We start from the raw sequence: 25,695 nt of genomic DNA, 5'->3' as shown, positions 1-25,695 counted from the left end.
TCTCCCTGAAAGTGCAGTGGTTTCGCGAGCGGTCGTGCTATGAAAGACTGTTCGTTGTTATCTGTCTTGCTTGAGCCTTTATGCCTGCCATTGATCACCCACTGATAGACCAGTTTCTCGACGCCCTGTGGTTGGAGAAGGGCCTGTCCGATAACACCCGTGACGCCTATCGCAGCGACCTGGCCCTGTTCAACGGCTGGTTGCAGGAGAAGGGCCTGGAACTGCTCAACGCCGGGCGCGAGCTGATCCTCGATCATCTGGCCTGGCGCCTCGAGCAAAACTACAAACCCCGGTCTACTGCGCGGTTTCTTTCGGGTGTGCGTGGGTTCTATCGCTATTTGCTGCGTGAAAAGCTGATTGCCGTCGACCCGACATTGCGCGTCGACATGCCGCAACTCGGCCGGCCATTGCCCAAGTCGTTGTCGGAAGCGGACGTGGAAGCCTTGCTCGCCGCGCCGGACCTGAGCGAAGCAATCGGCCAGCGCGATCGCGCCATGCTGGAAGTGCTGTATGCCTGCGGCTTGCGGGTTACCGAGCTGATCAGCCTGACGCTGGAGCAGATCAATCTGCGTCAGGGCGTACTTCGCGTCATGGGCAAGGGCAGCAAGGAGCGACTGGTGCCGATGGGCGAGGAGGCGATTGTCTGGGTCGAGCGCTACCTGCGTGATGCGCGTAGCGAGTTGCTGGGCGGACGGCCCAGCGATGTGCTGTTTCCGAGCCTGCGTGGCGAGCAGATGACCCGCCAGACCTTCTGGCATCGCATCAAGCATCAGGCCAAAGTCGCCGGGATCGGCAAGTCCCTGTCGCCGCATACCTTGCGCCACGCCTTCGCCACGCATTTGCTCAACCATGGCGCCGATTTGCGGGTGGTGCAGATGTTGCTCGGCCATAGCGACCTCTCGACCACCCAGATCTATACCCACGTTGCGCGTGCCCGTTTGCAAGACCTGCACGCCAAACACCACCCACGCGGCTAGCGGAACACCGGTGGTCAAGGGCGCCTTTTGTGGCGAGGGGGCTTGCCCCCGTTGGGTCGCGAAGCGGCCCTAAAACTGAGAGCTACGGTTATTCAGACAAATCGCTGCAGCCGGTTTACGACTGCTGCGCAGCCGAACGGGGGCAAGCCCCCTCGCCACAAGGATTCTGGACTTCAAAATGGGCAAACCTCATCGCAGTTGAGCTTTGCATATAGTCATACATCAGCCACAGTCGGCCACGCGGGCCTTATGTGGTAGGCTTTGCGGGTTTGCACGATGGGCGGTTATGACCCGGTGTTTCAGTACCGGCGTTCTAGCCGACCCATTTGCCCGCCTTCAGGAGTTCTCATGCGTCTGACCCAGATTTTCGCCGCCGCAGCCATTGCGTTGGTCAGCACCTTTGCCATCGCCGATGATGCGGCTGATAAAGCCATTCGTAAAAGCCTGGAAACCCTCCAGCTCGACACCCCGATCGAGTCCATCAGTGCCAGTCCGCTGGCCGGTCTCTATGAAGTCAAACTCAAGGGTAGTCGCGTGCTGTACGCGAGCGCCGACGGCCAGTACATCGTTCAGGGCTATGTGTTCCAGCTCAAGGACGGCAAACCGGTCAACCTGACCGAGAAGGCCGAGCGTCTGGGGATCTCCAAACTGATCAACGGCATTCCGGTGGCTGAAACCGTGGTTTACCCGGCGATTGGCGAAACCAAGACCCACATAACCGTGTTCACCGACACCACCTGCCCGTACTGCCACAAATTGCACGCCGAAGTGCCAGCATTGAACAAAATGGGCATCGAAGTGCGTTATGTTGCTTTCCCACGCCAGGGCCTCGGCTCGCCGGGTGATGAGCAACTGCAAGCCGTGTGGTGCTCTGCTGACAAAAAAGCGGCGATGGACAAAATGGTCGATGGCAAGGAAATCAAGGCTGCCAAGTGCGCCAACCCGGTTTCCAAGCAGTTCGCCCTGGGCCAGTCGATCGGCGTGAACGGTACACCGGCTATCGTTTTGGCCGATGGCCAAGTGATTCCGGGCTACCAGCCAGCACCACAAGTCGCCAAACTGGCACTGGGTGCGAAATAATCCTGCGTCGTCACGGTAAGCCTTTGACGATCATGGAGCGGCGACAGCAGTCGACGTTCCATTAATAGAGAGCCGCACGTGGTGCGGCTGTTTTCCACGGCCGACCTTGAGTCGGCCGTTTTATGGGGAGTTCACAGTGAAACCGGTCAAAGTAGGCATCTGTGGGTTAGGGACCGTCGGTGGCGGTACCTTCAACGTACTTCAGCGCAACGCCGAGGAAATTGCTCGTCGTGCCGGGCGTGGAATCGAAGTGGCACAAATTGCCATGCGCACGCCAAAGCCTCAGTTCCAGACGACCGGTATTGCGATTACCAACGATGTCTTCGAAGTGGCCACGAACCCTGAGATCGACATCGTTATAGAGCTGATGGGCGGCTACACCGTTGCCCGCGAGCTGGTACTCAAAGCCATCGAGAATGGCAAGCATGTGGTCACCGCGAACAAGGCACTGATTGCCGTTCACGGTAATGAAATTTTCGCCAAGGCCCGCGAGAAAGGCGTGATCGTCGCGTTCGAAGCCGCGGTAGCCGGTGGCATTCCGGTGATCAAGGCGATTCGTGAAGGCCTGTCGGCCAACCGCATCAACTGGGTCGCCGGGATCATCAACGGCACTGGCAACTTCATCCTCACCGAAATGCGTGAGAAAGGCCGGACCTTCGAAGACGTGCTCGCCGAGGCGCAAGCCCTGGGTTACGCCGAGGCCGATCCAACCTTCGACGTCGAAGGCATCGACGCGGCGCACAAGCTGACGATCCTGGCATCGATCGCGTTCGGTATCCCGCTGCAATTCGACAAGGCCTACACCGAAGGCATCACCAAGCTGACCACCGCTGACGTGAACTACGCCGAAGCGCTGGGCTATCGCATCAAGCATCTGGGCGTGGCGCGTAGCACCGCTGCCGGCATCGAGTTGCGTGTGCACCCGACGCTGATCCCGGCCGATCGCCTGATCGCCAACGTCAACGGCGTGATGAACGCGGTGATGGTCAACGGCGACGCTGCTGGTTCGACCCTGTTCTACGGGGCGGGTGCCGGTATGGAGCCGACCGCTTCGTCGGTCATCGCCGACCTGGTGGATGTGGTTCGCGCCATGACCTGCGACCCGGAAAACCGCGTACCGCACCTGGCGTTCCAGCCGGATTCGCTGTCGGCTCACCCGATCCTGCCGATCGAAGCCTGCGAAAGCGCTTACTACTTGCGCATCCAGGCCAAGGACCATCCGGGCGTGCTGGCTCAGGTCGCGAGCATCCTGTCGGAGCGTGGTATCAACATCGAATCGATCATGCAAAAGGAAGTCGAAGAACACGACGGCCTGGTGCCGATGATCCTGCTGACCCACCGTGTGCTGGAGCAGCACATGAACGATGCGATCGCCGCCCTAGAGGCCCTGGCGGACGTGGTCGGTCCGGTGGTGCGGATCCGCGTCGAGCACCTGAACTAAGTCGTTATTGTTCACCGGGCTCGTGCGCGAGCCCGGGTTTGCGAACTCTGAATAGTGGAGCCAGTCATGCGTTATATCAGTACCCGCGGCCAGGCACCGGCCCTGAATTTCGAAGACGTGCTGCTGGCAGGTCTGGCCAGTGACGGCGGCCTGTACGTGCCGGAAAACCTGCCACGTTTCACCCAGGAGGAAATTGCTTCCTGGGCCGGCCTGCCGTATCACGAGCTGGCTTTCCGGGTGATGCGCCCGTTTGTTACCGGCAGCATCCCGGATGCCGACTTCAAGAAAATCCTCGAAGAAACGTACGGCGTGTTCTCTCACAGCGCCGTGGCACCGTTGCGTCAGCTGAACAGCAACGAATGGGTGCTGGAACTGTTTCACGGCCCGACCCTGGCGTTCAAGGACTTCGCCCTGCAATTGCTCGGTCGTCTGCTCGACTACGTGCTGGAAAAACGCGGTGAGCGCGTAGTGATTGTCGGCGCCACTTCGGGCGATACCGGTTCGGCCGCCATCGAAGGCTGCAAGCACTGCGAAAACGTCGACATCTTCATCCTGCACCCCCACAACCGCGTGTCCGAAGTGCAGCGTCGGCAGATGACCACCATCTTCGGCGAGAACATCCACAACATCGCCATCGAAGGCAACTTCGATGACTGCCAGGAAATGGTCAAGGCGAGCTTCGCCGACCAGAGCTTCCTCAAAGGCACGCGTCTGGTGGCGGTGAACTCGATCAACTGGGCGCGGATCATGGCCCAGATCGTCTACTACTTCCACGCAGCCCTGCAGTTGGGCGGCCCGGCGCGTTCGGTGTCGTTCTCGGTGCCAACCGGCAACTTCGGCGACATCTTCGCCGGTTACCTGGCACGCAACATGGGCCTGCCGATCAATCAGTTGATCGTCGCCACCAACCGCAACGACATCCTGCACCGCTTCATGAGCGGCAACCAGTACGTCAAGGAAACCCTGCACGCGACACTGTCGCCATCGATGGACATCATGGTCTCGTCGAACTTCGAGCGCCTGCTGTTCGATCTGCACGGTCGCAACGGTGCCGCGATAGCCGGCCTGATGGACACCTTCAAGCAAGGTGGCGGTTTCAGCGTCGAGCAAGAGCGCTGGACCGAAGCGCGCAAGCTTTTCGACTCGCTGGCCGTGGATGATGCGCAAACCTGCGAGACCATCGCTGAAGTTTTCGCACAAACCGGTGAGCTGCTCGATCCGCATACGGCCATCGGCGTCAAGGCTGCGCGTGAGTGCCGTCGTAGCCTGGATATTCCGATGGTGATTCTGGGAACGGCCCATCCGGTCAAATTCCCTGAAGCCGTCGAAAAAGCCGGCGTAGGAAAAGCGCTTGAGCTGCCTGCCCATCTTTCTGATTTGTTTGAGCGAGATGAGCGTTGCACAGTTTTGCCAAACGACCTGAAAGCCGTGCAGGCCTTTGTCAGTCAGCATGGCAACCGCGGCAAGCCACTCTGACCGGAAAACCTGTCACATTTTGAAGCCCGTCTCCTGACGGGCTTTCTCATTTCTGCATGGCACACTTGTCGTCGTTTCGCCCCTCAAGGATGGGTGAGTGGACGTGAAGGAAGTGGGCATGTGGTTTTTTAATGGATTAAAGCCGGCTTTGTGCTGGATGTTTTTATTGAGTGCCATGGGGCTTGGGCATTGTGCATTGGCGGCTCAACTCGGTGCTTTGGACGTAAGGTCTGCCGACAGTCATGACACTCTCAAGCTTGAGGCTCACGAGCTCAAATGGATTGCCGAGCACCGGCGAGTGATTGTCGCGTCGGTGCAGTTCCCGCTGTACTTGTTCAAGGATGAGCACGGTCAATGGAGCGGTCTGAACAACGACATTCTCCAGCGTCTTTCGCGGATGACCGGGCTGGAGTTTGTTCATGAAGAGTCGTTCTCGACCGAACACCTGCTCGGACTGCTGGAAAGTGGCAGGGCGGACATGAACACGACACTGTCGGTGAACGATGAACGCAAAGGCTTTCTGGATTTCAGCCATGCCTTTGGCGGGGCTGGCTGGGTGTTCGTCGGGCGGGCCGGAGCTGCTTCGGTCGATTCGTTAGAGGACCTTTCGGGTAAGGTTCTGGCGCTACCGGCCAGGCATGCGCTGGAGGCCGGCATCCGCCGTGACTATCCGCAGATCGAGCTGCGCTCGGTGAAAACCTACGCCGAGGCACGCGCTTTGGTCGAAAGCGGCGAAGCCGACGTCACCATTGAAAATGAAACGGGCGCCCACCTGTACCCTGCAGGCCGGCTGGCGATCGGCCCCAGTATCGAAGGTATGTGGGAGGCCGACCATCTCGCCCTGCGCAAAGGGCAGCCACAGCTGTTGAGCATTCTCAACAAGGCGCTCGAGGCTTTTCCTCCGGCGGAGTTGCGAGCCATTCGTTCCAAGTGGCTCAGCGGCGTAGTACCCAGTCATCCACCCTCGCCGTGGCAGCGGTTTTACCAGTGGGGTTGCTGGGGAGTATTTTTCGCGAGTCTGTTCGGGCTGATTTCACTGCTGTGGAACCAGCGGCTGAGCATGCAGATCAAGCAGCGACTGAAAGCCGAGCAAGGGCTTGGTGATCAATTGGCGTTCCAGCATGCCTTGATGGATGCCATGCCCGATCCGGTGTTTGTACGGGATCTGGAGGGGCGGTTGATCATGTGCAACAAGAGCTATGAAGAACACTTGTCGACCCGCTTCGACCAGATGCAGGGAAAACGCCTGACAGAGGTCGACGTTTTGCCTGCCTCGACGGCCGAGCTTCTGCACGCGGAAATCATGGATCAACTCAGCAGTCGGAAAAACCGGTTTACCGAGCGCCAACTGACGTTCAACAGTGGTGTAAGGGATGTTTATCAGTGGACGGTGCCGTTTTATAGCGCCGAAGGTTTGCTGCGTGGTGTCGTGGGCGGCTGGACCGATACCCATGGTCGGTAGCGTTATGTGTCTGACTGACGCTGTTAACCTGCTGTTTTTTTCTTGTCATCTTTCCCATGCATGCTCTGAAGACTCAGGGTAAAAGCGACATACCGTCAGTCGAGTTCAGAACTTTCTTCTCGGGCCAGTGGTCATTTACCACGCCCTTGGCACTTTGTTTTCGGACTATTGAATGGTGATCGAGATGGAAAGTATCAGCCTATTGCTGGGTGAGGCATTGAGCCCGTATCAGGTAACACTGACCCCGTCAGGTACCCATGGCGAATGCCTGGTGACATTGCAGAGTACCGCTGGCGCTATCGTGGTCGAGCGTGAGTTCAATCAGGCGCAGTTCACGGATAAACGGTTGCTGACAGATGTTGTCGACGGCTTGCACCGCGACTTGTTGATCGCCGAAGGACGGCTTGAGCCCAGCGTGATTGCGGCTCTGCGCAATGTTGCGCAAGACAAGCATCTGGCTGGCAGAAGCTGATTTGTTTTTTGCGGGAACCTTCGCGCAATCAGGTTAGTCAGACCCTGTATCAACAAGAGCGAGCATTGTGCTCCGGTGCTTGTCGCTTGTTGGGCGGGTCTTTGTAGGCCACGTTTAACCCCGAGTCGTCTCCCCACTTCTCGGGGTTTCTTTTGCCTGGCGTTTGGTCAGGGTGTCTCATTCTGGAAAAACCGTTTGGCGTCTTCCAGATACTCGTTGCGCATTTTCGGGTCGAGCCATTGGGCGTAAAGCTCGACCAGCCTGATCTGCCCCGGTCCGCGCAATATTTTGTTGATGTGAGTGATGGCCTGACGGCCCTGCTCGGTATCCGAGCAAGCAATATGAATCGACTGGTACTTGTCCGTGCCGCGAATCGGGAAGAACTCCAGCTCGTCGAGCGATATGCCTTGCTGTTGCGCCTGATAACGAATTTCCGACCAGTACCCCAGCAGGGCGGTCAAACGACCCAGGCGCTGCATTTGCAGCAGGCTGCCAAGGGCATCGTTACCGTAATGGGCTGCCAGGCTGTTGCTCGGTGCCTGTTGCAGCAGGCGGTCAACGACCTGACCGTAGCTGCGTTCGGCGATCACTCCCAGTTTCTTGTCCTGATGCGCCAGCAATCGCTCCAGATCGACGCTGTTGCCGGTGATGAAGGGCGCAAGCGCTTCGCGGTCCGCATGGCGTATAACAATGCCGTTGCCAGGGACTCGATAGGCCGCGATGGAATAGACGATCCGTTTCTCCCGTTCCGCGCTCCACAGCAGCGAAGGGTCGCAGGTGAAGCTGGGTTCCAGGAGCATTTGCATGCCGCGCGCACGGTTGACCTGAAAGGTTGTGTGTTGGTACTCGGGCATGCTGGCGATCAATTGCGGTAAATACCGGTCGATCACGCCCTGGTATTTTTGCGGCCCGTCGACAATCGTCAGCGGCGGCAGATCGCGCAGCAACCAGATCAACGTGTCCTTGGCTTGAGCGGCCGAGGGGATTGCCAGCAGACATGATAGCGTTGTGCCGAAACCCAGCACACGCAGGTACTGCGCCGCGCATCTGCGAATGGCTGACAACCCTTGCAGTTTAGATAGCCCCATCTGCACGCAGTTGCGCGATCTGTTCCACGTCATAGCCAAGCTCGCTCAACACCTGCACGTTATGTTCACCGAGCTGCGCGCCAACCCATTCGCAAGCGCCCGGTGTTTCCGAGAGTTTCGGCACGATGCCCGGCATCTTGAAGTCTTTTCCATCGGGCAGCTTGGCTTGCAGGAACATTTCCCGGGCAAGAAATTGTGGGTCGCTGAACATGTCTTCGGCGCTGAAGATCCGGCTGGCCGGCACTTCGGCCAGGTTCAACTGCTCGATCACCGCATCCAGCGGCAACGAACTGACCCAGCGATCAATGACCCCATACAGCTCATCGCGACGGCTATCGCGGCCATCGTTGCTGGCAAGCGCTGGATCGTTGGCCAGGTCGTCGCGGCCAATGGTCTGCATGAAGCGCTTGAAGATCGCATCGCCATTGGCGCCGATCTGCACGTGTTTGCCGTCGGCGCTGGTGTGGATGGAGGAGGGCGTGATGCCGGGCATGATGTTGCCGGTGCGCTCGCGGATAAACCCGAACACATCGAATTCCGGGACCATGCTTTCCATCATGGCGAAGATCGCTTCGTACAACGCCACGTCCACCACTTGCCCCTGACCACCGTTGACCTCACGGTGACGCAAGGCCATCAGCGCACCGATCACGCCCCAGAGCGCGGCAATCGAGTCACCGATGGAAATTCCGGTGCGCACCGGCGGTCGATCCTCGAACCCGGTGATGTAACGCAAACCGCCCATGGATTCGCCGACTGCACCGAAGCCCGGTTGATCTTTCATCGGCCCGGTTTGCCCAAAGCCCGACAGACGGACCATCACCAGTTTCGGGTTCAGCGCATGCAGAACGTCCCAACCCAGGCCGAGTTTTTCCAGCACGCCGGGGCGGAAGTTTTCGATCAGGATGTCGGCTTCGCCGAGCAACTGCTTGAGGATTGCCAGGCCGTCGGGGTGCTTGAGGTTCAGCGTCAGGGACTTCTTGTTGCGCGCCTGGACGAACCACCACAGCGAAGTGCCCTCGTAGAGTTTGCGCCACTTGCGCAACGGGTCACCGCCATCCGGAGATTCGATCTTGATCACTTCGGCGCCGAACTCGGCACAAATACGCGAGGCGAAGGGGCCAGCGATCAAAGTACCGAGTTCGATGATTTTCAGGCCGGCAAGTGGTTTGGCAGTGAGCGGCATGGGTAATCCTGTAGGACAAAGACTGAATCAATACAGCGTTTTAGCATAGCCCGAGCCTCATCGCCCACGCTTGATAGCGGTCATGATTCGTTGATTGACCCTGGCATCGGTTAGACTTGCCGCCTTTCCTCGTATCAAGAAGCCCGTTCATGGCCCAGCCGTCCACGACCTACAAGTTTGAACTGAACCTTACCGACCTCGACCGCAGCGTGTACGAGAGCGTCAAGCAGACCATCGCCCGCCACCCTTCGGAAACCGAAGAGCGCATGACCGTGCGGCTGTTGGCCTACGCCCTCTGGTACAACGAGCAGCTGTCCTTTGGCCGTGGTCTGTCGGAAGTGGACGAGCCGGCCCTGTGGGAAAAGAGCCTGGATGACCGCGTTCTGCACTGGATCGAAGTCGGCCAGCCAGATGCCGATCGCCTGACCTGGTGCTCGCGTCGTACCGAACGCACCAGCCTGTTGGCCTACGGCAGCCTGCGCGTTTGGGAAGGCAAAGTGGTGCCAGCAGTCAAAAACCTGAAAAACGTCAACATTGCCGCGGTTCCTCAGGAAGTCCTGGAAACCCTGGCCAAGGACATGCCCCGCGTTATCAAGTGGGACGTGATGATCAGCGAAGGGACGATCTTCGTCACCGACGACCGTGGTCAACACGAAGTCCAGCTGCAATGGTTGGCCGGCGAGCGCGGCTGATTTTTCGCCGCAGGATCGCATCACCCGGTTTTATCCTACGTATTCAAGAGAAGCACCTGTCACCCCATGCGCATCGAACCTCGCCTATTGCCCGACACCCTGCCATTCCTCGGTGATATTCCACCCCTGCTGACCCGTTTATACGCGGCGCGGGGCGTGCAGTCCGAGGCGGAACTGGACAAGAGCCTGGCGCGCTTGATCCCGTATCAACAGCTCAAGGGTATCGAGGCGGCGGTGGACTTGCTGGTGGTGGCGCTGGAGCAGCGTCAGCGGATTCTGATCGTTGGCGACTTCGATGCCGATGGCGCCACTGCGAGCACCGTCGGCCTGTTGGGACTGCGCCTGCTGGGCGCGGCTCACGTCGATTATCTGGTGCCCAACCGCTTCGAGTACGGCTACGGCCTGACTCCGGAAATCGTCGCGGTGGCGTTGCAGCGCGAGCCACAACTGCTGATCACCGTGGACAACGGCATTTCCAGCGTCGAGGGCGTGACGGCGGCGAAAAAGGCCGGGCTCAAGGTTTTGGTCACCGACCACCACTTGCCCGGTGACGAGCTGCCGTTGGCCGATGCCATCGTCAATCCGAACCAACCCGGTTGTGAATTTCCGAGCAAGGCACTGGCCGGGGTCGGGGTGATTTTCTATGTGCTGATGGCGTTGCGTGCACGCTTGCGCAGCCTGGGCTGGTACGAGAGCAGGCCGCAGCCGAACATCGGTGAGTTGCTGGATCTGGTGGCGCTGGGCAGCGTCGCCGACGTGGTGCCACTGGATGCCAACAACCGGATCCTGGTGCATCAGGGCCTGGAGCGGATTCGCGCCGGTCGGGCTCGGCCGGGCATCAAGGCGATTCTAGAGGTGGCCAAGCGTGATCACTCGCGTATCACTTCGACCGACCTGGGGTTCATCCTCGGCCCACGCCTGAACGCGGCGGGGCGTCTGGACGACATGAGCCTGGGCATCGAATGCCTGCTCACCGAAGACGTGGCGCTGGCCCGGGAAATGGCCGCGCAACTGGACGGCATGAATCAGGACCGCAAATCCATCGAGCAGGGCATGCAGCGCGAAGCATTGGCCCAGCTCAAGGACTTGCCGCTGGAGTCGATGCCGTTCGGCTTGTGCCTGTTTGACCCCGAGTGGCACCAGGGTGTCATCGGAATCCTTGCTTCGCGTATGAAAGAGCGTTATTTCCGTCCGACCATCGCCTTTGCCGATGCAGGCGACGGCATGCTCAAGGGCTCGGGGCGTTCCGTGCAGGGCTTTCATATTCGTGACGCCTTGAGTGTGGTGGCGGCGCAACATCCGACACTGATCAGCAAGTACGGTGGTCACGCCATGGCGGCGGGCCTGACGTTACCGGAAGCGAATTTTCCACTGTTCGCCGAGGCCTTCGACGCTGAAGTTCGCCGGCAAATGCGTGAAGAGGACCTGACCGGGCGATTGCTGTCGGACGGCACCCTGGCGGTCGAAGAGTTTCACCTGGAACTGGCCCGCGCCCTGCGCCATGCCGGTCCCTGGGGCCAACACTTCCCTGAGCCGCTGTTTCACGGGGTGTTCCAGTTGGTCGAGCAGCGAGTGGTCGGTGAACGCCACCTCAAGGTGGTGCTGAAAAGCGAATGTGGTTCGGTGAAGCTCGACGGTATTGCGTTTGGCATCGACCGCGACGTCTGGCCGAACCCGACCATTCGCTGGGTCGAACTGGCCTACAAGCTCGACGTCAACGAGTTCCGCGGCCAGGAAACCGTCCAGCTGATGATTGCCCATATCGAACCGCGCTGAACCCGGATCCAGCAGAAATTTCAATGAGGCTTTTGTGGCGAGGGAGCTTGCTCCCGCCGGTCGGTCCGCGCTCGGGCGCAGCAGTCGTAAAACCATTTACCGACATGCGTCAGACAAAACGCATTTAGGGCCGCTCCGCGCCCCAGCGGGAGCAAGCTCCCTCGCCACAGATTTGATGTAGCACTCAGACTATGTGCTTTCATTTCCTGAACCCTCCCTGATCCCTCGATGTCGACTAGGCTCTAATCACTGCTTGATTGGCCTTGTGACGTTTTGTCCATTTTTTACCCGCGGGGGCGGGTGCCGCATCCTTTCCTGTCACTCGTCGACTATTCAAACAGAACCCTGGAGCCTGCCCACTGATTTGAGAGGTGCCCCATGAGTCTGCTGCTTGAACCGTATACTCTTCGTCAATTGACCCTGCTCAACCGCATCGCGGTGTCGCCGATGTGCCAATACTCCAGCGTCGATGGACTGGCCAATGACTGGCACCTGGTCCACCTCGGTAGCCGTGCCGTGGGTGGGGCCGGCCTGATATTTACCGAAGCCACGGCAGTCACCGCCGAGGGGCGGATCACCGCTCAGGACCTGGGCCTGTGGAACGACGAACAGATCGAACCACTGCAACGCATCACCCGCTTTATCACCGCCCAAGGCGCCGTTGCCGGTATTCAACTGGCCCACGCCGGACGCAAGGCCAGCACCCACCGGCCGTGGCTGGGCAAACATGGCAGTGTCAAACCGGCGGATGGCGGCTGGACCCCGGTCGGCCCTTCGCCGATCGCCTTCGACCCTCAACACACCCCCCCCACACCACTGACCGAAGCGCAGATCGCCGAGGTGATTCAGGCGTTTGTCGAGTCGGCCAAGCGTGCGCTGACCGCAGGCTTCAAAGTGGTTGAAGTGCATGCGGCTCACGGCTATCTGCTGCATCAGTTTTTGTCACCGTTGAGCAATCAGCGCCGAGATCAGTACGGCGGGTCTTTCGAAAACCGCATTCGTCTGGTGCTGCAAGTGACCGAGGCGGTGCGTGCGGTCTGGCCTGAAGAGTTGCCATTGTTCGTTCGCGTATCGGCTACCGATTGGGTCGAAGATGGCTGGAACCCGGATGAAACCGTGGAACTGGCGCGGCGCTTGAAAGCGTTGGGGGTCGATCTGATCGACGTGTCATCAGGCGGCACTGCGGCGAATGCGGAGATCCCGACCGGGCCGGGCTATCAGACGCGGTTTGCCGAGCGTGTGCGCAAGGAGTCAGGGATTGCCACTGGCACCGTCGGATTGATTACCGAACCTGCGCAAGCCGAACACATTCTGCGCACCTGTCAGGCCGACATTATCCTGCTGGCTCGCGAACTGTTGCGCGATCCCTATTGGCCACTGCACGCCGACGATGACCTGGGTGGTCGCAAAGCTATCTGGCCGGCGCAGTATCAACGGGCGACAAGCCGCGATCAGCCGATTCATGAGTCGGATTTGCGGGACTGAGTGACGCTACATGATCGTTCCCACGCGGGAGCGTGGGAACGATCAGTCCTTTAAGCAGCAGGCCAATCCGGGTACTTGCGCTTGTCCGGCGCTGGCGGGAAATACTGGTACAGCCAGGTTTCGCTCAACGTTCGGTCATGGGTGCGGATGAACAACCGCAGTTCTACCGGCGCCACGCTGTCATTGGTCGGGACCCAGTCAAAGGTGATTCGATAGCCTTTGATGTCATCCAGCGCCAGCACGTTGAAATCCTTGACCTGACCGCTCGACGCCGTGACCACCGGTTCGATGCCGGTGCCTTCAGGCAAGCGATCCAGTCCGCCGCCGGTAAAGTCGACCGCAAAACGCCGCGCCCAGACTTTCGGATAGTGCTCGCCGGGGGCCCAGCCTTCGACGAAGCCGCCCATGCCCGAACGCGTGGCATTGACCCGCGCCAGCGGCGTGCCTACCGGCGGCAGGGCACTCCAATAGAGCTTGTAGCCGTAGTTCAGCGAGTCGCCTGCGGCCACCGGTTTTTTCGGGGTCCAGAAGGCCACGATGTTGTCCAGGGTTTCGCCTGTGGTAGGAATTTCCAACAGATCGACAGAGCCTTCGCCCCAGGCAGTGGTCGGCTCGACCCACAGGCTCGGGCGCTTGCTGTACCAATCGACGGTGTCCTGATAGCTGTCGAATTCATGGTCGGTCTGCACCAGTCCAAAGCCTTTCGGGTCCGTGTCGGCGAAGGCGTTGAATTGCAGGGTCGCCGGGTTATTCAGCGGGCGGCAGATCCACTCGCCATTGCCACGCCACATCGCCAGCCGATCCGAGTCGTGGATCTGCGGGTGAAGGGTGTCGCACATGCGCCGCTCGTGAGTACCGCAGCTGAACATGCTGGTCATCGGCGCGATGCCGAGTTGCTCGATGGCCGTGCGCGCGTTGACGTGCGCGTCGATGGCCATCACCACCTGATTGGCCTGACAGTCAATGTCAAAGCGGTAGGCACCGGTGGCACTCGGTGAGTCGAGCAGGGCATAGACCACGAAACGGGTGCTGTCCTTGTCCGGGGTTTCGAACCAGAACTTGGTGAAGTCCGGAAATTCTTCGCGCTTCTTCGCGTAGGTGTCGATCGCCAGGCCACGGGCCGACAAACCGTACTGGCCAGTGTTATCCACAGCGCGGAAGTAGCTGGCGCCGAGGAACGACACCACGTCGTGTTTATCCAGCTCCGGGGCCTTGAACAGCTTGAACCCGGCAAAACCCAAGTCACCCTTGAGCTGCGCAGTATCAACGTTGGAGTTCTGGTAATTGAACAGCGAAGGGTGGAAATGCACTTCCCGCGCTTGACGGGTCTTGGGGTCGACGCTGTACATGCGCACCGGTTGCTTAAAGCCCATGCCGACATGGAAGAACTGCACGTCGAGTTGCCCGTTCAGGTCATTCCACAGCGAATGTCTGGCGTCGTACTGAATCGCGTTGAACTGCTGCGGCGTCATGTTCGCCAGCGTCGGCGGCAACACCTGCTTGGTGTCGGCATAACCACTGCTGGCCAGTTGCTTGGCTTGTGCCTGCAACGCCTCGAAGTCGAAGGTCTGGGCCTCGCCATCCGCCGTCCCGGCCCAGGCCCGAGCGGCCAGCAATCCAGTGGCCGAAAGGCCGGTGTAGGCAGCGATGGCCATGGAGGCTTTGAGCAAATTCCTGCGGTGCATAGGACAACCTGTGGTGGACGATCCCGCGGCGTTCCTGGCTGCGTTCTGGATCAAAATGTGTGGTTCGGACAAGCCTTCGGCCAAACGCGTCGGATTCTAAACAGATGCCCAATAAGATAAAGCGTTCGAAATAACTCGAAAATGATTAGTGTGCGCTTCCTGGAAAATTCCCACAGGCCGTGCCAGGGCTGCGTGTTACTCGCAACGCCAGGCGTGCAACTGCATGAGCTGGCCCCCGAGGATATTCAGCTGTCGTTCAAACCGACTTAGTGTTTCAAATAAGCGTTTTCATTTATTTGACTAATTACTCTAAAAACAGCTCGCAAACGTTTTTATTGTCCCTATTCTTAGGCTCATGACCGGCCTTTGCCCTTGAGGCCGGTAAACGTTCAGCAGCAGTCTGGCAGGTGCCGGTCGCTGCTGAAGAAGGAGCAGGGCGATGAGGTATCTGAAGTTTCAGTTCACGTGCAGAGGGACATCGTCCATGGCAAAAGCGCAAGGCATCATCGGGTTTTTGGGGCTTTTTCCAGGCTTGAGCATCTCGCGAAGGTCGCGCCGGCTCAGTTCAGAGGAGGTGAAACTCGTCGAGCAATACCGCGAGTTATCGGAGAGTGACCGCATTGCAATGCGCTATCTGGTGGACGCGATGCGCAGTGTTTCGCGGTTTTGAAGGCTGAGTTGGCCGCAGGAGTTGGATTCGTCCGACTCCTGCATTGCCATGCTCTTACAAACAGCTGATTCCGGGTTGGGGAACCTGACCTTCTTTGGCGTACCAGGTCAGTGGCGTCAGTGCATGTGCATAATCTCGAGTGGCGGCTGCCTGGTAACAGGCCAACGCACGCGGAATGTCAGCCTGACCCCATTTTCCGTCGGCGTAGCCACGGCCCAGGCCGTAGTAGGCCATACCAGAGTCGAACTGTTGGGCTGCCTGCTGCATGATCGTTTCGGATTTACGCGGATCAAGACAAGGCTTTTCGAAAACATCATCACCTTGGTTGCAATAGAAGTCTGACAGCAGGACTTTGGCTTGTGGATCAGATTCTGCGTAGGTCAGTAGCAGCTTTTCAATACGCGCTGGCTCCAGGGCCGGCGACATCCCGGAGTAACCCAGGATAATGGCCCGCGTAGCCCCGGCGGCGGAACCCTGTTCGGCGGCATGCAAGTCAATCTGCTGGGCCAGGACGAAGAAGTACTGGGTCAGTGGAAACTCCTCCCGCGAGCCGTAGCGTTCATAGATCGAGGCTTTGCGTACTTCGCGCTCCAGCGGTGTTTCGTTGGCAGGCACGTGCTCATTGAGCAAGTCTTCGACCGACCACTGTTCAATTTGCACCAGGTTCCAGCAGGTGTTTTTCTCGAATACGAAGGCCTGCAAGACATTGCCCAGTTCGTCGTGGACCGCCAACGTGACTTCATCGACCCAGAAGGTTTTCAAGCCGGCCTTGGCCTGCGCTTGGGGATCGAGCAGTGCCAGGGCATCGGGTTTCAAATCGAATAACTTGCGGCGGATCACGACCGGGTAGGACTTTTCGTCGTAAGCAGGGAGTTGTTCCGTCACCGGCGTGGCAGTGTAGGTTTTTTGCAGCTCGGGGCTGACGGAAAAGGCTTTGACGAAGGTCGGCAAATCCTCGGACGGGCAGGTTGGTTCAACGGCGTTGTTTGCATTCACCCACGTGCACCATAAGCACAGAAGGGTGAGTGGCAGATATTTGAGAAAGGCATGACTGTTCATTGAGGATCCATCGCTCTTAAAAGGGAAGTTACTGACTGTCTTGATCGCAATAGATCACCGAACCCAACGGGCTGTTGAGTGTTTTGATCAAGGTAGACGTCTTGGATGTTACAGGTGCTCATGCCCCAGAATTGCTCTTCCAGGGTCATCGCGATACAGGTGTTGGCAGTGAGTGCCAGCAGGGCAAACAAGCCGAACATGGAAAAAACGGTACGACGGGGCATTCACGCGTCCTTGCGAGGAGAGTCAAAGAGGATGTTGATCCAATCAAGCGCTTGTCAGTACGCAATAGTGTTCATGGATGGTGTTTAAGTCACTCTCAAATTGCTCGGTCAGCACGGCTCTCTGCACGATTTTCCCACTTGGCCTTCAAGGTATTCAAGTCGGTGGGTTTGCCAACGTCAGCATCGGCTATTCCTGCGTTGATCGCTTGCTGACGTATCAAATTCTCTTCCTGCTGCTCCAGTGCCTGGCGCAGATAGTCTTCTGCAAACGCGCTATTGCTTGGGATCATTCCCTCAATCGTTCGGTTCTTGGTGAAGGTTTGATCGCACGAATACCTGTGGCGAGGGGGCTTGTCGGAACGCCGCACGGCCCCGTTGGGCTGCGCAGCGGCCCCAAAACCTGCAATCGGGTTTCGTCCGAGACTCCGCGCTTGCCGGGTTTGCGACCGCTTCGCGCTCGAACGGGGGCAAGCCCCCTCGCCACAAAGAGTGCTCAGCCGCTGACGTGTTTAATCCTTCCCCAAAGCTTAGGTCCGAGGCTACGTTGCCTTGCGTCGCTGCCTACAACTTCACCAGAACTCCCCGGCTTGTACGCTTTGTTGCCCATCTCTATTGTTTCCGGGTCGCTGCTTATTCAGCGGCCGGGCCTGGAAACCCGTGAGCAAAAGGGCGCAACAGCGCGCCACATGACATACTGCGGCGTTTTTTTGTGCTCGCAGTTCTGCGTTATGGCGGCTGTGCGTGGGAGACCTTCGGGTCTGCCGGGTACCTTTTGCCTCGGTTTTCCAGCCCGCGTACAGCTGCCACCCTTTCGCCTGGAAACGAAAACGGCAGCTCCTCAACGCAAAAGGAGCATCACCATGTTCAAAGCCACGCCCAATCCACCCGAAACCGACCCCGTTTCCCCCTACGCCTCCCTCGATTCAAAAGAACTCCACGCCGCCGCGCACCGTGCGCTCGATCATTACCTGGTGTTGCCCGAGACCAAGACATTGTTAGCCGACCGACGCCCCGGCTGCATTTTCGTCATCGCCCCCGACGTCGACTCTGAAACCCTGCTGGCCCATGCCTGCGAGACCCTAGCGTCGGTGAATGTCATGGCCAGCGATCTGGCGTTCGAACTCGAAGGCCCCAAACGCAATACCGCGCTGGCAATTCAGCAGATGATTTCCCTGGCCGAGTTGGCGGTGAATCGGGTGCTGGATCACCTCGACCCACCGGACTCACCAAAGTAGCGGCCATCACACTGATCGTTCCCACGCTCCGCGTGGGAATGCAGCCCGTGACGCTCCGCGTCACTGGACGCGGAGCGTCCCCAGAGGCATTCCCACGCGGGAGCGTGGGAACGATCAAACATTGTCATCGCCAGTATTGGGAGCGCTACGCGCTCCAGCGGGAGCAAGCTCCCTCGCCACAGGTGTTTCGTTGCTACTTGAGATGCACTGCTTATAAAACGCAACGTACCCTCGGCTATACTCCCCTCCATTTGAACCGCCCCGAGGACTGACTGTGAAGAACTGGACGTTGCGCCAACGCATTTTGGCGAGCTTTGCGGTAATTATCGCCATCATGCTGCTGATGGTCATGGTCTCGTTCTCGAGTCTGCTGAAGATTGAATCCAGTGAGGAAACGGTCCAGACGGATGCCGTTCCGGGGCTGTATTACAGCTCGATGATTCGCGGCGCCTGGGTCGACACTTACGTTTTGACCCAACGGATCGTTGGCCTCTCGGAACATCGCGACATGAGTGCCGCTGACCTGGAGCTGTACAAGGGCGCCGAGGCGCACCTGAAAGACGAGATGGGCAACTATCGGAAAACGATCTTCACTGCCGAGGATCGGGCCGATTTCGAAGCGTTCGAGGCTCGTTATCAAACGTACAATCAGACGTTGGCTAAAGTCGTCGGTCTGTATCAGCAAAAACAATACGAACAGGCTCGTCTGGCGCTGGAGCAGGAGTTGACGCCCGCGTGGGTCGATGGCCGCAAGCAGTTGAATGTTGTGATTGATAGCAATCGTGATCAGTCCAATGCCGCTACCGAGGCCATCCGCCAAGCGGTCACAGCAGCAAAAGTCAGCATGGGCGTGTCTTTGCTGGTGGCGGTCATCGCTGCCGGTCTCTGCGGCCTGCTGTTGATGCGCGCGATCATGGCGCCGATGAACCGCATCGTGCAGATCCTCGACATCATGCGCACCGGCGATCTCAGCAGCCGCCTGAACCTGGATCGCAAAGACGAATTCGGTGCGGTGGAAACCGGCTTCAACGACATGATGACCGAGCTGACCTCGCTGGTGTCCCAGGCGCAGCGTTCCTCGGTACAGGTCACGACCTCGGTGACCGAAATCGCCGCCACCTCCAAACAGCAGCAGGCGACCGCCACTGAAACGGCGGCCACCACCACCGAAATCGGCGCCACTTCGCGCGAAATCGCTGCCACCTCGCGGGACCTGGTGCGCACCATGACGGAAGTCTCCACTGCCGCCGATCAGGCCTCGGTGCTGGCCGGTTCCGGTCAGCAGGGCCTGGCGCGGATGGAAGAGACCATGCACTCGGTGATGGGCGCGGCCGACCTGGTCAACGCCAAACTGGCGATCCTCAACGAGAAGGCCGGCAACATCAATCAGGTGGTGGTGACCATCGTCAAGGTCGCGGACCAGACCAACCTGCTGTCATTGAACGCCGCCATCGAGGCCGAGAAGGCCGGTGAGTACGGTCGCGGTTTTGCCGTGGTCGCCACCGAAGTTCGACGTCTGGCAGACCAGACCGCCGTCGCCACCTACGACATCGAGCAGATGGTTCGCGAGATTCAGTCGGCGGTGTCGGCCGGCGTCATGGGCATGGACAAATTCTCTGAAGAAGTCCGCCGTGGCATGTCCGAAGTGCAGCAGGTCGGTGAGCAGCTGTCGCAAATCATCCACCAGGTTCAGGCGCTGGCGCCGCGGGTGTTGATGGTCAACGAGGGCATGCAGGCCCAGGCCACGGGCGCCGAACAGATCAACCATGCGCTGGTGCAGTTGGGCGATGCCAGCAGCCAGACGGTCGAGTCCTTGCGTCAGGCCAGTTCCGCCATCGACGAGCTGAGCCAGGTGGCCGTGGGGCTGCGCAGCGGCGTCTCGCGATTCAAAGTCTGATGAGCGAACTCGTGGCGAAACGCGGCGCAGGCATGGCGCCCAGGCAGTCATTGTTTCTGGTGTTTCGTATCGGCGACGAGCGCTATGCATTGCAAGCCATTGAAGTGGCCGAGGTGCTGCCGCGTCTGCCGCTCAAGCCGATTGCCGGGACACCGTCATGGGTCGCGGGGGTGTTTGCCTATCGCGGCGCGGTGGTGCCGGTGATCGATGTCGGCGAGCTGGCATTCGGTCAGCCGGCCCAGGCGCGCACCAGCACTCGATTGGTGCTGGTGCATTATCAGCCGGATGACGCCACGCCCGGGCAATTGCTCGGGCTGATTCTTGAGCAGGCGACCGATACCCTGCGTTGCAACCCGGCGGACTTCCAGCCCTATGGTCTGGATAACCGTCAGGCGCCGTATTTGGGGCCGGTGCGTGAAGACGCCCAAGGGCTGCTGCAATGGGTGCGTGTCGCAGACTTGCTGGACGCCCAGGTGCGGGCGCTGCTGTTCCCGTCGCCGCCGCTGGACCTGGCGATGCTTGAGGAGCGCCCATGAGCAGCGACCAGCGCTTTTTCGATTTCCTCAAAGAGCGTATCGGCCTGGACGTGAACTCTGTCGGTCCGGCGATCATCGAGCGGGCCGTGCGCCAGCGCATGACCGCGCAGCAGGTGGAAACGGCCGACGAGTACTGGCTGCGGCTGCAAGGCTCGGCAGACGAACAACAGGCATTGATCGAAGGCGTGATCGTCCCGGAAACCTGGTTTTTCCGTTACCCGGAATCCTTTGCCACGCTGGCCAGGCTGGCGCTCAAGCGCCTGGCGGAGATCAAGGGTATGCGTGCGCTGCGGATTCTCAGCCTGCCGTGCTCGACTGGCGAAGAACCGTATTCGATTGCCATGGCGTTATTCGATGGCGGGCTTGCGCCGCACCAGTTCAAGGTCGACGGGGTGGACGTCAGTCCGCTGTCGGTCGAGCGAGCCAAGCGTGCGCTGTACGGCAAGAACTCCTTTCGTGGGCAGCAAACCGATTTCCGCGAGCGCTACTTCAGCATCGAAGACGACGGCTATCGCGTCAGCGACCGGGTACGCGAACAGGTGCGTTTGCAGGTGGGCAACCTGCTGGCCCCGACCTTGCTGGCCAATGAGCCAGCCTACGATTTCGTGTTTTGTCGCAACCTGCTGATCTATTTTGATCAGCCTACCCAGCAGCAGGTTCTGGAAGTGCTCAAACGCCTGACCCACGTGGACGGCGTGCTGTTTATCGGCCCGGCCGAAGGCAGTTTGCTGGGGCGTCTGGGGATGCGTTCGATCGGTATCCCACAATCCTTCGCCTTCAGCCGTCACAGCGAGCCTGAACCCGCACCGCCCCCCGTGTTGAGTGCACCGCCGTTGCCCCTGAGTTTGCCGGTGCGCAGCGTTCCAGCACCCGCGTTGCGCAGCCGACCTTTTGCCGCCGTTGCACCGGCGCCGCGTGCGAGCCTTGAGAAAGCACCGAATACCGATGCGGCCGCGCTGCTGGCAAGCATTGCAACCCTCGCCAACGAAGGTAAAAGCCTCGAAGCGCGGGCCGCCTGTGAGGAGTACCTGCGCAACCATGAGCCGGTGGCGCAGGTGTTTTACTGGCTGGGGCTGCTCAGTGATGTCGCCGGCAACGTGCTGGAAGCCCAGGGCTTTTATCGCAAGGCGCTGTATTTGCAGCCGCAGCATCCCGAAGCACTGATGCACCTGTCGGTGTTACTGGCGTCCCAGGGGGATGCGTCCGGCGCCCGTCGATTGCAGCAACGCGCTGCTCGTAATGAGCGCACCGCTGACAGTGAGCGTAAACGATGACCGGTACTGTTTCGCTGAACGTGACCCATGAAGATGCCCAGGCTATCGACGACTGCTGGAACCGTATCGGTATCCACGGCGACAAGTCCTGCCCGCTGCTGATCGAGCATGTTCACTGTCGCAATTGCGCGGTGTATTCCGCGGCGGCGACACGTTTGCTGGATCGCTACGCCTTGCAGCAGGACGACCGCGCGCAAGTGTCCACTGCCGTTGAAGCGGACGTGGTCACGCGCTCGCTGTTGATGTTCCGCCTCGGCGAAGAATGGCTCGCCCTGGCCACCCGCAGCCTGGTGGAAGTGGCGCCGATGCAGGCGATTCATTCGCTGCCGCATCAGCGTTCGCGAGCGCTGCTGGGGGTGGCGAATGTGCGTGGCGCGCTGGTGGCGTGCCTGTCGCTGGTGGAATTGCTCGGGCTGGAAGCGACCACAGGTGTTGCCTCGGGCGTGCGGATTATGCCGCGCATGTTGATCATTGCTGCTCACGGCGGCCCGGTGGTGGTGCCGGTGGATGAGGTGGACGGGATTCATGCCATTGATGAGCGGATTCTCGACGCCGCGTCCCGGTCAGGCGAGCAGGCCAGCGCCAAATACACCCGTGGCGTATTGCAATTCAGAGGTCGCAGCCTGCGCTGGCTGGATGAAGAGCAGTTGTTGTCCGCCGTGACCCGGAGCCTGACATGACCCCCGATCAAATGCGCGACGCGTCACTGCTGGAACTCTTCAGTCTTGAAGCCGAGGCCCAGACCCAGGTGCTCAGCGCCGGGTTGCTGGCGCTGGAGCGTGACCCGACCCAGGCCGATCAGCTGGAAGCCTGCATGCGCGCCGCGCATTCGCTCAAGGGCGCGGCGCGGATCGTCGGTGTGGATGCTGGAGTCAGCGTTTCTCATGTGATGGAAGATTGCCTGGTCAGCGCGCAGGAGGGTCGACTTTTTCTGCGCCCCGAACACATTGATGCGCTGCTGCAAGGCACGGACTTGCTGATGCGCATCGCCACGCCAGGCAGTGCCAACGTGGGGTCAGGCGACATCGAAGCCTACGTGGCGCTGATGGGGTGTTTGCTCGATCCCCTGGCGGTTGCAGCACCTGCCGTGGCTCAGCCCTCATTGCCGCCCGAGCCAGCGGCACCGCAAGTCGAGCCGCCGGACCTGGTGTCGGAACTCGAGTCGTCGCTGGCGGCCTCGGTCGAGGCGTCGCGTAAAGCCAAGCGCGTCACCGAAGGCGGCGAGCGGGTGTTGCGGGTGACCGCCGAGCGCTTGAACAGTCTGCTCGATCTGTCGAGCAAGTCGCTGGTGGAAACCCTGCGTCTCAAGCCTTACCTGGCAACAATGCAGCGTCTCAAACGCACGCAGAGCAACAGTCTGCGCGCCCTGGAAAACCTCAACGTTCACCTCAAAGAGCAAGACCTGGGCCTTGAAGCCCTGGAGGCGCTCGGCGATGCGCGGCGGCTGTTGGCCGAGTCGCAGCAGTTGCTGGCTGAGAAAACCGCTGAGCTTGATGAGTTTGCCTGGCAGGCGAGTCAGCGCGCTCAGGTGCTGTATGACACGGCGCTGGCCTGTCGCATGCGGCCGTTTGCCGATGTGCTGACCGGGCAGGCGCGGATGGTTCGCGATCTGGGACGTAGTCTGGGCAAGCAAGTGCGGCTGGAAATCGAGGGTGAAAAGACCCAGGTCGACCGCGACGTGCTGGAGAAACTCGAAGCGCCGCTGACCCATTTGTTGCGCAATGCGGTAGACCACGGCATCGAAACACCCGAGCAACGCCTGCTGGCCGGCAAGCCTGCCGAAGGGCTGATTCGCTTGCGCGCGTCCAACCAGGCCGGGCTGCTGTTGCTGGAATTGAGCGACGATGGCCATGGCGTGGACCTGGAACAAGTGCGCGCCAGTATCGTCGAACGTCAACTGTCACCGGCCGAGACCGCGGCGCAGCTCAGCGAAGAAGAGCTGCTGACATTCCTCTTCCTGCCGGGCTTCAGCCTGCGCGACAAGGTTACCGAGGTGTCCGGTCGTGGCGTAGGCCTGGATGCGGTTCAGCACATGGTCCGCCAGTTACGCGGCGCCGTGGTGCTGGAGCAGAAGGCCGGCGAGGGCAGTCGTTTCCAGCTTGAGGTGCCGTTGACGTTGTCGGTGGTGCGCAGTCTGGTGGTGGAAGTAGGCGAGGAGGCGTATGCCTTTCCACTGGCGCACATCGAGCGCATGTGCGATTTGGCGTCGGACGACATCGTCCAGGTGGAAGGTCGTCAGCACTTCTGGCACGAAGGTCGACACGTTGGCCTCGTCGCGGCCAGCCAGTTGCTCAACCGCCCGGCGAGTCAGAACAGCCCGGCGACCCTTAAAGTCGTGGTTATCCGTGACCGCGACACGGTGTATGGCGTGGCCGTCGAGCGTTTTATCGGCGAGCGCACGTTGGTGGTGCTGCCGCTGGATGAGCGGCTGGGCAAGGTCCAGGACATTTCTGCCGGGGCCTTGCTCGATGACGGGTCGGTGGTGTTGATCGTCGACGTCGAAGACCTGCTCCGTTCGGTGGACAAACTGCTCAATACCGGTCGCCTGGAACGGATCGCCCGGCACAGCCAACAGGCCGCCATCGTTGCGCGCAAACGTATTCTGGTGGTCGATGACTCGCTGACGGTTCGAGAGTTGCAACGCAAGCTGCTGCTCAATCGGGGTTATGACGTGGCCGTTGCGGTTGATGGCATGGACGGCTGGAACGCGCTGCGTGCCGAGGATTTCGACCTGCTGATTACCGACATTGATATGCCGCGCATGGACGGGATCGAACTGGTTTCGTTGTTGCGCCGTGACAATCGGCTGCAATCGCTGCCGGTGATGGTGGTGTCCTACAAGGATCGTGAAGAAGACCGTCGTCGTGGACTGGACGCTGGAGCCGACTACTATCTAGCCAAGGCCAGCTTTCATGACGATGCGCTGCTCGATGCAGTGGTTGAGCTCATAGGAGGAGCGCGGACATGAAGATCGCTATCGTCAACGATATGCCCATGGCCGTGGAGGCCCTGCGTCGAGCCTTGGCGTTCGAGCCGGCGCATGAGGTGGTCTGGGTTGCCAGAAACGGCGCCGAGGCGGTGCAACGTTGCGCCGAGTTCACCCCGGACCTGATCCTGATGGACCTGATCATGCCGGTCATGGATGGCGTCGAAGCCACGCGCCGGATCATGGCCGAGACCCCATGCGCTATCGTCATTGTCACGGTGGACCGGCAGCAGAATGTCCATCGGGTGTTCGAGGCCATGGGCCACGGCGCGCTGGATGTGGTCGATACCCCGGCCCTCGGCGCGGGCGATCCGAAAGAAGCCGCAGCGCCACTGCTGCGCAAGATCATGAATATCGGCTGGCTGATCGGCGAACGCGGTAACCGCGTGCAATCAGCGCCGGCCCTTCCTCGTATTTTCGGGCAACGCCAGAGCCTGGTGGCCATCGGTTCTTCTGCCGGCGGGCCGGCGGCGCTGGAAGTCTTGCTCAAGGGCCTGCCGCGTGATTTTGCGCCGGCCATCGTGCTGGTTCAGCACGTTGACCAGGTGTTCGCGGCCGGTATGGCTGAATGGCTCGGCAGCGCCAGCGGTCTGGACGTGCGCCTGGCTCAGGAAGGCGAGCCGCCGCAAAGCGGGACGGTGTTGCTGGCGGGCACCAATCACCACATTCGTTTATTGAAGAACGGTACGCTGGCCTACACCGCCGAGCCGGTCAACGAGATCTATCGCCCCTCGATCGACGTTTTTTTTGAAAGCGTGGCCACTTACTGGAACGGTGATGCAGTCGGTGTACTGCTGACTGGCATGGGGCGCGATGGTGCTCAGGGACTTAAATCGATGCGCCAACAAGGCTACTTGACCATTGCTCAGGATCAGCGCAGCAGTGCGGTATATGGCATGCCGAAAGCGGCCGCCGCCCTCGACGCCGCTGTAGAAATTCACCCGTTGGACAAGATAGCGCCACGATTGCTGGAGATCTTTGCAAAATGACTCAT

23 protein-coding genes are annotated in these 25,695 nt (G+C 60.0%); 17 read left to right on the top strand and 6 right to left on the bottom strand.

What is annotated here, in order from left to right; all coding sequences use genetic code 11:
- The first annotated feature begins 80 nt into the window (after nt 1–80).
- The 6 genes from xerD to KRR23_RS25970 all read left to right on the top strand — a co-directional run bounded on the left by xerD (nt 81) and on the right by KRR23_RS25970 (nt 6,908).
- The gene (gene xerD, locus KRR23_RS25995; RefSeq protein WP_216744778.1) at nt 81–977 is read left to right on the top strand and encodes a site-specific tyrosine recombinase XerD; all 897 of its coding nucleotides are present in this window, start codon (nt 81–83) and stop codon (nt 975–977) included.
- Between the two features lie 348 nt (nt 978–1,325).
- Nucleotides 1,326–2,057, top strand: coding sequence for a DsbC family protein (locus KRR23_RS25990; RefSeq protein WP_123580955.1), 732 nt, complete (start codon nt 1,326–1,328; stop codon nt 2,055–2,057).
- 136 nt (nt 2,058–2,193) lie between these two features.
- On the top strand, nt 2,194–3,498 hold the full coding sequence (locus tag KRR23_RS25985) for a homoserine dehydrogenase (RefSeq protein ID WP_216744777.1): 1,305 nt from the start codon (nt 2,194–2,196) through the stop codon (nt 3,496–3,498).
- A 66-nt stretch (nt 3,499–3,564) separates the two neighbouring features.
- Complete coding sequence (gene thrC / locus KRR23_RS25980) at nt 3,565–4,974, top strand: threonine synthase (RefSeq protein WP_216744776.1); 1,410 nt, start codon at nt 3,565–3,567, stop codon at nt 4,972–4,974.
- Between the two features lie 118 nt (nt 4,975–5,092).
- Complete coding sequence (locus KRR23_RS25975; protein WP_216744775.1) at nt 5,093–6,436, top strand: transporter substrate-binding domain-containing protein; 1,344 nt, start codon at nt 5,093–5,095, stop codon at nt 6,434–6,436.
- 184 nt (nt 6,437–6,620) lie between these two features.
- A complete protein-coding gene (locus KRR23_RS25970) occupies nt 6,621–6,908 on the top strand; it encodes a DUF3509 domain-containing protein (protein WP_216744774.1) in 288 nt (95 codons plus the stop codon).
- A gap of 167 nt (nt 6,909–7,075) precedes the next feature.
- Here the strand turns inward: KRR23_RS25970 and KRR23_RS25965 are convergent, their stop codons facing one another.
- Nucleotides 7,076–8,029 carry a TIGR02285 family protein gene (locus tag KRR23_RS25965; RefSeq protein WP_216744773.1) on the bottom strand — a complete coding sequence of 318 codons (954 nt, stop codon included), beginning with the start codon at nt 8,027–8,029 and terminating at the stop codon, nt 7,076–7,078.
- Nucleotides 7,983–9,182, bottom strand: coding sequence for a CaiB/BaiF CoA-transferase family protein (locus KRR23_RS25960; RefSeq protein WP_216744772.1), 1,200 nt, complete (start codon nt 9,180–9,182; stop codon nt 7,983–7,985). Before KRR23_RS25960 ends, KRR23_RS25965 begins: the two co-directional genes overlap by 47 nt.
- A 149-nt stretch (nt 9,183–9,331) precedes the next feature.
- On the opposite strand from KRR23_RS25960, the gene KRR23_RS25955 reads away from it, so the two are divergent.
- The 3 genes from KRR23_RS25955 (at nt 9,332) to KRR23_RS25945 (ending at nt 13,135) form a co-directional block, all read left to right on the top strand.
- Nucleotides 9,332–9,874 carry a YaeQ family protein gene (locus tag KRR23_RS25955; protein WP_054593842.1) on the top strand — a complete coding sequence of 181 codons (543 nt, stop codon included), beginning with the start codon at nt 9,332–9,334 and terminating at the stop codon, nt 9,872–9,874.
- Nucleotides 9,875–9,940: 66 nt separating this feature from the next.
- Entirely contained in the window at nt 9,941–11,650 is a 1,710-nt protein-coding gene (gene recJ, locus KRR23_RS25950; RefSeq protein WP_216744771.1) for a single-stranded-DNA-specific exonuclease RecJ, read from the top strand.
- 378 nt (nt 11,651–12,028) lie between these two features.
- Nucleotides 12,029–13,135 carry an NADH:flavin oxidoreductase/NADH oxidase gene (locus KRR23_RS25945; RefSeq protein ID WP_216744770.1) on the top strand — a complete coding sequence of 369 codons (1,107 nt, stop codon included), beginning with the start codon at nt 12,029–12,031 and terminating at the stop codon, nt 13,133–13,135.
- A gap of 50 nt (nt 13,136–13,185) precedes the next feature.
- Here KRR23_RS25945 and KRR23_RS25940 read toward each other — a convergent pair whose 3' ends face one another.
- Complete coding sequence (locus KRR23_RS25940) at nt 13,186–14,820, bottom strand: glucan biosynthesis protein D (protein ID WP_216744769.1); 1,635 nt, start codon at nt 14,818–14,820, stop codon at nt 13,186–13,188.
- 484 nt (nt 14,821–15,304) lie between these two features.
- On the opposite strand from KRR23_RS25940, the gene KRR23_RS25935 reads away from it, so the two are divergent.
- Nucleotides 15,305–15,490 carry a hypothetical protein gene (locus tag KRR23_RS25935; RefSeq protein WP_216744768.1) on the top strand — a complete coding sequence of 62 codons (186 nt, stop codon included), beginning with the start codon at nt 15,305–15,307 and terminating at the stop codon, nt 15,488–15,490.
- Between the two features lie 54 nt (nt 15,491–15,544).
- Here KRR23_RS25935 and KRR23_RS25930 read toward each other — a convergent pair whose 3' ends face one another.
- The 3 genes from KRR23_RS25930 to KRR23_RS25920 all read right to left on the bottom strand — a co-directional run bounded on the left by KRR23_RS25930 (nt 15,545) and on the right by KRR23_RS25920 (nt 17,063).
- Nucleotides 15,545–16,486 (bottom strand): hypothetical protein, encoded by a 942-nt coding sequence (locus KRR23_RS25930; protein ID WP_216744767.1) that lies wholly within the window; start codon nt 16,484–16,486, stop codon nt 15,545–15,547.
- 59 nt (nt 16,487–16,545) lie between these two features.
- Complete coding sequence (locus tag KRR23_RS25925; protein WP_216744766.1) at nt 16,546–16,773, bottom strand: hypothetical protein; 228 nt, start codon at nt 16,771–16,773, stop codon at nt 16,546–16,548.
- Nucleotides 16,774–16,868: 95 nt separating this feature from the next.
- Complete coding sequence (locus tag KRR23_RS25920; protein ID WP_216744765.1) at nt 16,869–17,063, bottom strand: hypothetical protein; 195 nt, start codon at nt 17,061–17,063, stop codon at nt 16,869–16,871.
- A 570-nt stretch (nt 17,064–17,633) separates the two neighbouring features.
- On the opposite strand from KRR23_RS25920, the gene KRR23_RS25915 reads away from it, so the two are divergent.
- The 7 genes from KRR23_RS25915 (at nt 17,634) to KRR23_RS25885 (ending at nt 25,690) form a co-directional block, all read left to right on the top strand.
- Nucleotides 17,634–18,008, top strand: a complete 375-nt coding sequence (locus tag KRR23_RS25915) for a DUF6124 family protein (RefSeq protein WP_216744764.1) — start codon at nt 17,634–17,636, stop codon at nt 18,006–18,008.
- Nucleotides 18,009–18,282: 274 nt separating this feature from the next.
- Nucleotides 18,283–19,905: a methyl-accepting chemotaxis protein gene (locus KRR23_RS25910; RefSeq protein ID WP_216744763.1), complete on the top strand. Its 1,623-nt coding sequence runs from the start codon at nt 18,283–18,285 to the stop codon at nt 19,903–19,905.
- The gene (locus KRR23_RS25905) at nt 19,905–20,441 is read left to right on the top strand and encodes a chemotaxis protein CheW (RefSeq protein ID WP_103319577.1); all 537 of its coding nucleotides are present in this window, start codon (nt 19,905–19,907) and stop codon (nt 20,439–20,441) included. The genes KRR23_RS25910 and KRR23_RS25905 overlap by 1 nt, the downstream gene beginning before the upstream one ends.
- The gene (locus KRR23_RS25900; protein WP_216744762.1) at nt 20,438–21,715 is read left to right on the top strand and encodes a protein-glutamate O-methyltransferase CheR; all 1,278 of its coding nucleotides are present in this window, start codon (nt 20,438–20,440) and stop codon (nt 21,713–21,715) included. Before KRR23_RS25905 ends, KRR23_RS25900 begins: the two co-directional genes overlap by 4 nt.
- Nucleotides 21,712–22,395, top strand: a complete 684-nt coding sequence (locus KRR23_RS25895) for a chemotaxis protein CheW (RefSeq protein ID WP_216744761.1) — start codon at nt 21,712–21,714, stop codon at nt 22,393–22,395. Before KRR23_RS25900 ends, KRR23_RS25895 begins: the two co-directional genes overlap by 4 nt.
- Nucleotides 22,392–24,683, top strand: a complete 2,292-nt coding sequence (locus KRR23_RS25890) for a hybrid sensor histidine kinase/response regulator (RefSeq protein WP_216744760.1) — start codon at nt 22,392–22,394, stop codon at nt 24,681–24,683. Before KRR23_RS25895 ends, KRR23_RS25890 begins: the two co-directional genes overlap by 4 nt.
- A complete protein-coding gene (locus KRR23_RS25885) occupies nt 24,680–25,690 on the top strand; it encodes a chemotaxis response regulator protein-glutamate methylesterase (protein ID WP_216744759.1) in 1,011 nt (336 codons plus the stop codon). The genes KRR23_RS25890 and KRR23_RS25885 overlap by 4 nt, the downstream gene beginning before the upstream one ends.
- The last annotated feature ends 5 nt before the right edge of the window (nt 25,691–25,695 follow it).

The sequence above is a fragment of the Pseudomonas sp. CVAP#3 genome, assembly GCF_018986375.1.
GTDB classification, from domain to species: Bacteria; Pseudomonadota; Gammaproteobacteria; order Pseudomonadales; family Pseudomonadaceae; genus Aquipseudomonas; species Aquipseudomonas helvetica.
This window is presented reverse-complemented; position numbering and strand designations above follow the sequence as displayed.